Source organism: Salipiger aestuarii (assembly GCF_003259905.1).
In the GTDB taxonomy this organism is placed as follows: Bacteria; Pseudomonadota; Alphaproteobacteria; order Rhodobacterales; family Rhodobacteraceae; genus Salipiger; species Salipiger aestuarii.
On sequence record NZ_QLMG01000026.1, the window covers coordinates 21,097 to 29,353 of the forward strand.

At 68.1% G+C, this 8,257-nt stretch carries 6 protein-coding genes and 1 tRNA gene; 6 read left to right on the plus strand and 1 reads right to left on the minus strand.

All coding sequences use genetic code 11. The annotated features are described in order from the left end of the window. Positions 1 to 9: 9 nt before the first annotated feature. The 5 genes from ATI53_RS13930 (at position 10) to ATI53_RS13950 (ending at position 7,395) form a co-directional block, all read left to right on the plus strand. Positions 10 to 2,217, plus strand: a complete 2,208-nt coding sequence (locus ATI53_RS13930) for a PepSY domain-containing protein (protein ID WP_111550655.1) — start codon at positions 10 to 12, stop codon at positions 2,215 to 2,217. Continuing rightward, complete coding sequence (locus ATI53_RS13935) at positions 2,198 to 3,178, plus strand: FAD:protein FMN transferase (protein ID WP_111550656.1); 981 nt, start codon at positions 2,198 to 2,200, stop codon at positions 3,176 to 3,178. Before ATI53_RS13930 ends, ATI53_RS13935 begins: the two co-directional genes overlap by 20 nt. A gap of 5 nt (positions 3,179 to 3,183) precedes the next feature. Beyond that, entirely contained in the window at positions 3,184 to 5,088 is a 1,905-nt protein-coding gene (locus ATI53_RS13940) for a heavy metal translocating P-type ATPase (RefSeq protein WP_111550657.1), read from the plus strand. After that, the gene (locus ATI53_RS13945; RefSeq protein ID WP_009505362.1) at positions 5,085 to 5,786 is read left to right on the plus strand and encodes a VIT1/CCC1 transporter family protein; all 702 of its coding nucleotides are present in this window, start codon (positions 5,085 to 5,087) and stop codon (positions 5,784 to 5,786) included. The genes ATI53_RS13940 and ATI53_RS13945 overlap by 4 nt, the downstream gene beginning before the upstream one ends. 154 nt (positions 5,787 to 5,940) lie before the next feature. Beyond that, on the plus strand, positions 5,941 to 7,395 hold the full coding sequence (locus ATI53_RS13950) for an IS110 family RNA-guided transposase (RefSeq protein ID WP_111550658.1): 1,455 nt from the start codon (positions 5,941 to 5,943) through the stop codon (positions 7,393 to 7,395). A 21-nt stretch (positions 7,396 to 7,416) separates the two neighbouring features. Here the strand turns inward: ATI53_RS13950 and ATI53_RS13955 are convergent, their stop codons facing one another. Then, positions 7,417 to 7,746: a DUF7146 domain-containing protein gene (locus tag ATI53_RS13955; protein ID WP_111550659.1), complete on the minus strand. Its 330-nt coding sequence runs from the start codon at positions 7,744 to 7,746 to the stop codon at positions 7,417 to 7,419. A gap of 60 nt (positions 7,747 to 7,806) precedes the next feature. Between ATI53_RS13955 and ATI53_RS13960 the strand changes: the two genes are divergently transcribed. Further along, a tRNA-Ser gene (locus tag ATI53_RS13960) sits at positions 7,807 to 7,896 on the plus strand. The last annotated feature ends 361 nt before the right edge of the window (positions 7,897 to 8,257 follow it).

Genomic DNA, 8,257 nt, shown 5'->3' on the forward strand with positions numbered 1-8,257 from the left:
AGCGGGGCCATGATCCGTGCACTCCATCGTTGGCCGGGTCTGCTGGCCCTCGCGCTCGTCATCATCCTGAGCCTGAGCGGCGCGGCGCTGTCGGTCTTTCCTGCGGCCGAGCGCATCGCCGCGCCGCAGGCGGAGGCAGGGTTGACCGTCGCCGCTCTCGCGGACCGCATCCAGGCCGTCTATCCGGGCGTGGAGCAGATCCGCCGGTCGCCCTCCGGTCGGATCACCGCCTACTGGTTCGATCAGGGCGCGCCGGGTGCCGCCGTGATCGACCCAGCGACTGGTGAGGGCGTGGCCTCGGCCGACCCGAACCAGGCCGAACGCTGGCTCACCAACCTGCACCGTTCGCTGTTCCTCGGGGACGGCGGGCGTATGTCCATGGCCGCAGGGGCCGCCGCGATGCTGATCCTTTCCCTTTCCGGCGCGGCGCTGGTCGCGCGGCGGGCGGGCGGCTGGCGGCACTGGTTCGCGCCTCTGCGAGGGCCGCTCGCGGGCCGGCTGCACGTCGAGATCGCCCGGATCGCCGTCGTCGGCCTCATTCTGTCTTCCACGACCGCGCTCTGGATGACGGCGTCCGCCTTCGATCTCCTGCCGGACGGCGGCGCCATCCCGGCCACGCCGACCGAGGTGAGCGAAGAGACGGGGTTCGCGCTCGACCAGATGGCCACGCTCCTGCAGACGCCCGTCGCCGAGTTGCGCGAGCTGAGCTTTCCCTATCCGGGCGACGCGACGGACGTGTTCACGGTCAAGACCGACCGGGGCACCGGCTATCTCGACCAGGGTACCGGCGCGCTTCTGGCTTGGGCCGACCTGACGGGATGGGAGCGCGTCTCGGAGACCATCTACATGCTGCACACCGGACAGGGGGCGGCGACGCTCGGCCTCGTGCTCGGGCTTATGGCGCTCGGCGTGCCCGCGATGGGCGCGACGGGTGTGCTGATCTGGCTCGCCGGGCGGCGCGGGCGGCCGCGCATACGGGGCAACCAGCCCGCGGGGCGCGCCGAGACCATCGTGCTCGTCGGCAGCGAGGGCGGCAGTACCTGGGGCTTCGCCGCGACCCTTCACGCCGCGCTGACGGAGGCCAGGCGGAGCGTCCATGTCGGCCCGATGTCGGGCTTCGCGCCGGAGCGCTATGCGCGGGCGGAGCGGATCATCCTGCTCGCCGCGACCTATGGCGACGGGGCAGCACCCGCCTCGGCGAAGGGCTTTCTCGACCGGCTGAGCACGCTCGAGCGCGCGCCGGAAATCCCTCTGGTCGTGCTCGGCTTCGGTGACCGCAGCTTTCCGGCCTGGTGCGGCTTCGCCAAGGACGTCGCAGCAGCGGCGCAGGCGAAGGGCTGGCCCGAGCTTCTGCCGCTCGACACGATCGAGCGCCAATCGCCACAGGATTTCGCGCGCTGGGGCCGCGCGCTCGGCGAGGCGCTTGGGATCCCCCTGAAGTTGTCGCACCAACCCGTCCTGCCGAAGTCTGAGGCGCTGACGCTCGTCTCGCGCCGCGACTACGGCGCCGAGGTGCAGGCCCCGACCGCGATCCTCCGCTTCGCCCTGCCGCGCATCCCGCTCTGGCAGCGGCTGACCGGGGCGGGCTTCGCCCGGTTCCAGGCGGGCGACCTGATCGGCATCCTGCCCGAGGGCGGCGCCGTTCCGCGGCTCTACTCGCTCGCGTCCGGGCGTCGCGACGGCTTCATCGAGATCGTGGTCAAGAAGCATCCCGGCGGCCTCTGCTCGGGACAGCTGACGGCGCTGGAGCCGGGTGATACCGTCGCTGCCTTTCTCCGCCGCAACCCCGGTTTCCGTCCGGGCCGGAGCCGGGCGCCGCTGATCCTGATCGGCGCGGGGACCGGCGTCGGGCCGCTCGCGGGCCTTGTCCGCGGCAACGCACGCCGCAGGCCGGTCCACCTCTTCTTCGGCATGCGCCACCCCGACAGCGACTTCTTCTACGGCGAGGACCTGGCGACGTGGCAGAACGAGGGGCGTCTGACCCGCTTGGTCACGGCCGTCTCACGCGGGGCGCGCCCTCACTACGTGCAGGACGCTCTGCGCGGCGAGGCCACCCAGGTCGCGGAGCTCATCCGCAATGGGGCGCGTGTGATGGTCTGCGGCGGACGCGACATGGCCGCGGGCGTGGCCGATGCGCTGGCCGAGATACTCGCGCCGGCCGGGCTGACGCCGGCAGTCCTGAAGGCGGAGGGGCGGTATGTCGAAGATGTCTACTGAGCTGGTTAGGGTCGCCCTGAACGGCCCCACGATGGGCACGCGCTGGTCGGCGCTGTTCTTCGCGCGGCCGGACTTCGACGCGGCCCCGATCCGCGCGGCGCTGCAGGCGGCCGTGGACGAGGTGGACGCCCAGATGTCGACCTGGAAGCCTGACAGCGATCTGATGCGGATCAACGCGGCGCCGGTGGGCCAATGGGTGCCAGTGCCCGCGCGATTGCTTGAGGTGCTGCGCCTCGGCCTCGAAATCGGGCGCGCATCGGACGGGGCCTTCGATGTCGGCATGGGCGACGCGGTGACGGCCTGGGGCTTCGGGCCCAAATCCGCCGCGCCGGATGGCATCCGTGCCGCAATGGAAGCCCTGCGCCGCCCGGTGCATGAGGTTCTGGAGCTCAACGGCGACCACCTTCGCAAGACGGCGCCCATCGCGCTGGATCTGAACGGCATCGCCAAGGGCTATGGCGTGGACCGGCTGGCCGAGACGCTGCGCGACCAGGGGATCGTAGCCGCCCTTGTCGGGATCGACGGCGAGATGCGCGCGAGCGGCCTTCGGCCGGACGGAGAAGCATGGACCATCGCGGTGGAAGCGCCTGACCCGGGGCGCCGGACGCCGCATGCGATCCTCGCGCTGCAGGATGCCGCCGTGGCGACGTCGGGCGACTATCGCCACTGGGTCGAGGTGCATGGACGACGCCTCTCGCACACCATGGATCCGAGACGCGGCGCGCCGCTGATCGCATCGCCGGCCTCGGTCACCGTCGTCGCCCGCACCTGTGCCGAAGCCGACGCCTGGGCGACGGCGCTGATGGTGCTCGGCCTGGAGAGAGGCGCGGCACTCGCAAGAAAACACGGGCTCGGCGCCCTGTTTCTCCTGCGCGATGATGAAGGGAACGCAAGGGGCGTGGGAGTCGGGCGACTTTTCTCCGAAGAACCAGCGGCGATCGCCTCAGCCCGGGGAAGATGAGCCGCATGGAACAGAACCGTACCGACCGCTTCAAGACCGCCATTCTGCTGACGGCCGTGGCCGGTTTGACTGGCGGACTTGCGTTCTACGTCGCGGGCGAACCCGATTTTGCGAACCTCATCTGGATCGCCGGAGTCGTTCCGGCGCTCGCCGCGCTCGTGGTCGAGATCCTGCGCAGCATCGGGCGCGGCGAGGTCGGCCTCGATATCGTTGCCGCGCTGTCCATGTCGGCGGCGCTTGTCTTCGGCGAGACCCTGGCGGCGGCGGTGGTCGCGGTGATGTATTCTGGTGGTACCTTCCTCGAGGCTTTTGCCGAGGGCCGCGCCCGGCGCGAGATGCATGACCTCCTGTCCCGCGTGCCCCGGACCGCGACCCGGCATCGCAACGGCGGGCTGGAGGACGTGCCGCTCGATGAGATCGCCTCCGGTGATCGCCTGCTGATCCGGCAGGGCGACGTGGTGCCGGTGGACGGCACGGTGGCCTCGGACACGGCCTTCGTCGACACCTCCGCGTTGACCGGCGAGTCCCTGCCGGTGCGCCTTGCCCACGGTGCCGACGCCATGAGCGGGTCGACCAACGCGGGCGAGGCCTTCGACCTGACGGCGACACGCGAAGCCAAGGACAGCACCTATGCCGGGATCGTCTGGCTGGTGGAGGAGGCGCAGGCGTCCAAGGCGCCGATGTCGCGGCTTGCCGACCGCTGGTCGTTGGGCTTCCTCGCGGTTACGGTCAGCATCGCATTCGCCGCCTGGTGGTTCACCGGTGATCCGATCAGGGCCGTCGCCGTGCTTGTGGTCGCGACGCCTTGTCCGCTGATCCTGGCGGTGCCGGTCGCGTTGGTCGCCGGTCTGTCGCGCGCTGCGCATTTCGGCGTGCTGATCAAGGGCGCGGGGCCGCTCGAGACGATGGCGCGCATCCGCACGCTGATCCTCGACAAGACCGGCACCCTGACGGACGGCCGCCCGCAGATCGTGTCTATCGACAGCCACGATGGCATGGCAGAGGGCGATATCCTGCGCATCGCGGCATCGCTCGACCAGGCATCGAAGCATCCAGTGGCGCAAGCCATCGTCGCCGCCGCAAAGGCGCAGGGCTTTTCACTGCCCGTGCCGTCGGAGGTCGCCGAGTTTCCGGGCGAAGGGCTCGTGGGCCATGTCGAGGGCCGCAGCGTGATCGTCGGCGGCGACGGTTTCGTGGCGTCCCGGGGCGGGCGGATGGTGGGCGATCACCCCGCCAAGGGCGCCGGATCGGTCCTCGTCGCCGTGGCGGTCGACGGTCACATGGCCGGGCATCTGGTGATGTCCGATCCGCTGCGCGAGGGCGCGGGCGCGATGCTGGAAGGTCTGCGCCGCGAGGGCATCTCGCGCATACTGCTGGCCACCGGCGACCGTGCGGATGTGGCCGAGCGCGTGACCGAGGGGCTGGGCCTCGACGGTCTGCGCGCCGGGCTGACGCCGGATCAGAAGGTTCTCCTCGTTCTCTCCGAACGCAAGCACGGGCCGGTGATGATGGTGGGCGACGGTGTCAACGACGCGCCCGCGCTGGCCGCAGCTGATGTCGGCGTTGCAATGGGTGCACGGGGCGCCGCGGCCTCCGCTGAGGCCGCCGACGTGGTGCTGCTCGTCGACCGGATAGACCGGCTGGGCCCAGGGATCGAGATCGCGCGGACCTCGCGGCGGATCGCCGTCGAAAGCGTCGTCGCCGGTATCGGTCTTTCCGTCCTCGGCATGATCGCCGCCGCGTTCGGCTATCTCACGCCGGTGCAAGGTGCGCTCCTGCAGGAGGTGATCGACGTCGCCGTGATCCTCAACGCCCTGCGCGCGCTGCGCATCGCGCCCCATCAACCCACAATGAAAACAGAGGCTGTCTCCACCGGGCAGGCCGACATCGCACAAGGAGCCACGCCGTGAGCCGCCTCTCGCATTCCGAAATCCACATGGTTCACCGCATCGGCTGGCTGCGAGCCGCCGTACTCGGCGCCAATGATGGCCTCGTCTCGACGGCGAGCCTGGTTGTAGGCGTGGCAGCGGCTGGCTCCGGACGGCCCGAGGTATTGATCGCGGGGCTCGCCGGGCTTGTGGCAGGCGCGATGTCCATGGCGGCGGGCGAATACGTTTCGGTCAGTTCGCAAACCGACGCCGAGCAGGCCGACATCGCGCGCGAGACCCGGGAGTTGAAAGAAACGCCCGAGGCGGAGCTAGACGAGCTAACCCGCATCTACATGGAGCGGGGGCTCGATGAGGTGCTCGCCCGACAGGTTGCGATCCAGCTGACCGCCAAGGACGCACTCGGCGCCCATTCGCGTGACGAACTTGGCATTTCAGAAACAGTGACCGCGCATCCGATCCAGGCTGCCCTCGTGTCGGCGGCGACCTTCGCCGTCGGGGCGGTCATCCCGCTTATCATTGCGGCGCTCGTGCCTGCCGCTCAGATCACTCCCATCGTCGCGGCAACTACTCTGGTCGCGCTGTCGGTGCTGGGCGGACTCGGGGCCTCAGCCGGAGGTGCGGGTATCGTCAAGGGAGCCGTTCGCGTCACCTTCTGGGGCGCTCTCGCCATGGCCGCGACAGCTGCCGTGGGTATGATCTTTGGTGTTACTGTCGGCTAGGCGAGGCCGTGCCGAGTCAGCAGTGCGGTCGCCGGAAATAGTGCATAAAATCAATAACTTAAATTGGATATGGGGTGGATGCCGCTCTCCCCATACGGCATCACAATGTGCCAAGCTTGTGGTGTTGAAACACAAGCTGAAAGAGAGGGCATCCATGGAAGAGGTTACCATTATCGGCGTCGATCTGGCAAAGAACGTATTCCAAGTGCACGGAGCAGCGGCGGACGGATCCGTCGTGTTCCGCAAGAAGCTGTCGCGACCACAATTTTCCAGGTTCATGGCGGGGCAGTCTCCGTGCCAGATTGCGATGGAGGCGTGTCCCAGCGCGCATCACTGGGCGCGAGAGCTGACCGGCCACGGGCACCGGGTTCGGCTGATCGCGCCGCATTACGTCAAGCCGTTCGTGAAGCGCCAAAAGAATGATGCTGCCGACGCGGAGGCAATCGTTGAGGCGGCGCTGCGGCCGACCATGCGTTTTGTCGAACCGAAATCGACCGACCAGCAGGCGCGTGCGGTCGCGTTCCGCACGCGCGAGCAGCTCGTGAAGCAGCGCACCGAAGGCGTGAACGCGCTCCGGTCCCATCTGTACGAGTTCGGTCATGTCGCCCCCGTGGGGATCGGCTATCTCCCGCGGCTCGGTGCCGTCCTTGAAGATCCGAACTCGGATATGCCGCCGCTCGCCCGTGAAATCTGTCGCGAGTTGCTGGATCAGATCGTGCACCTGACCGGCCGAATCAATGCCATGAAAAAGAGGATCGACGCGATTGCCAGGGAGGGCGAGACCTCCCGCCGCCTGCAGACCATGCCGGGCGTGGGTCCAATCAGCGCCCTGGCCGTCGAGACTTTTGCGCCACCGATGGAACAGTTCAAACGCGGTCGCGACTTCGCGGCCTGGCTGGGGCTTGTGCCGCGACAGGCCTCGACCGGCGGCAAGCAGAAGCTCGGGAAAACCTCGAAGATGGGCCAGCGTGACATTCGCCGCCTACTGATCACCGGCGCGATGGCCGTGATCCGCTGGGCGCTGCGCCATGGCGCACCGAGCAATCCCTGGCTGGCGCGCACGCTGCAGCGCAAGCCGCCGATGTTGGCTGCCTCGGCGCTGGCCAACAAGATGGCGCGTGGCATCACCGACGCGACCACGGAAAAGGTGGCCGAGCTGCTGGCGCAGACTTGGCGCGGGCTGCTGATGTCGCGGGATGAACTGTCGGGCTGGCTGGCGAGCATGGACCGTTACAGCGGCGGGGGCGACCGGCCTTTCTGGCTCGAAGCCTATGGCGGCAGATCCTACCCGGTGGACCGCAAATCATCGCCCGAACCGATCATCGTGGATCACCTGACCGTCGCGGTGCTGGGCGGCACGCAACCTGACAAGCTGGCGCGGCTGCTGGTGAGCACCGACGATGACGGCTTGCTTGCCCGTTTCCTGACCGTGTTCCCCGATCCCGTTCCCCTGTCGCGCCCTGCTACGCAGATCGACACGGCGATGGTGCGGGCGGCGCTGGAACGTTTGCGCAGCCTTGGGGCGGCGCGGGATGACAGCGGCGTGAAACGCCCGTTCTACATCGTGTTCAGCGATGCGGCGGCGGATGCCTTGCAAGGGTTTCACTGAAGGCGCTGTGGATGATGCGCCTCAGGAGGCTTGCGTAATGCTCACCCGCGCCAGCATCGCCGGAAAGCGTTTCGCGCTCGGATGCCAGCAGGGCGGGTGAAACCGCAGCGTGTCCGGGAGCGGATAGGTCAGCAGTCGCCCGGACAGATAGCGCTCTGCGAGCGTGTCCTTGATCGGCAGACCTTGGCGCCAGAGCCCCAGCGCCTGCCGCTCACGCCGTTCGGCATCGGCCCGCACCGATGTCGCATCGACCAGGCCGGTCTCGGCGGGCTCGGAGGTGACCAGGTAGCGGATCGCGCAGGTTTCCTGAGCTTCATCGACATCACATCGATCCGCCTGTGTATACGCCATTTGTCAACATGACCTAGCCACTTGGCAAACTCTCAAGTAGCACGTAGATACCGGAACGAGGGAGCAGTGGCAGAGAGGTCGATTGCTGCCGCCTTGAAAGCGGCCGGGCTCGAGAGGGTCCCGTGGGTTCGAATCCCACCTGCTCCGCCATTATCCCTGTGGCGTGACACGTTGCTTTGCAGTGTTTGACAGCCAAACTTGCAGCAACGCGATTTCCTGAACAGGACGCTCGAAGGGCCTGTTCAACGTCCCGCTCTCAAGGGCAGGAGATTTTCTCCGCGAGGTGCTGCAGCAGGCTGCGTGTCGCTGTAGCGTGACACATTGCTTTGCAGTGTTTGACACTCAAACTTGCAGCAACGCTGTTTTGTTGAAGGGGCTGTTCAAGGGCCGGTTCATGTGGGGAACGACAGGCTGCGGTTCACGCGCAATTCGCCCGTCAGGAACACCCGCGCCGACGCGGTTTCCCAGATCTCGTAACCGAACACCGCCCCAGAGGTGAGCGGCGCCAGCG

What these genes read in the sequence shown, in the direction of transcription:
- ATI53_RS13930 (WP_111550655.1), top strand. Translation starts at nt 10, where the DNA reads ATGATCCGTGCACTCCATCGTTGGCCGGGTCTGCTGGCCCTCGCGCTC.
- ATI53_RS13935 (WP_111550656.1), top strand. Translation starts at nt 2,198, where the DNA reads ATGTCGAAGATGTCTACTGAGCTGGTTAGGGTCGCCCTGAACGGCCCC.
- ATI53_RS13940 (WP_111550657.1), top strand. Translation starts at nt 3,184, where the DNA reads ATGGAACAGAACCGTACCGACCGCTTCAAGACCGCCATTCTGCTGACG.
- ATI53_RS13950 (WP_111550658.1), top strand. Translation starts at nt 5,941, where the DNA reads ATGGAAGAGGTTACCATTATCGGCGTCGATCTGGCAAAGAACGTATTC.
- ATI53_RS13955 (WP_111550659.1), bottom strand. Translation starts at nt 7,746, where the DNA reads ATGGCGTATACACAGGCGGATCGATGTGATGTCGATGAAGCTCAGGAA.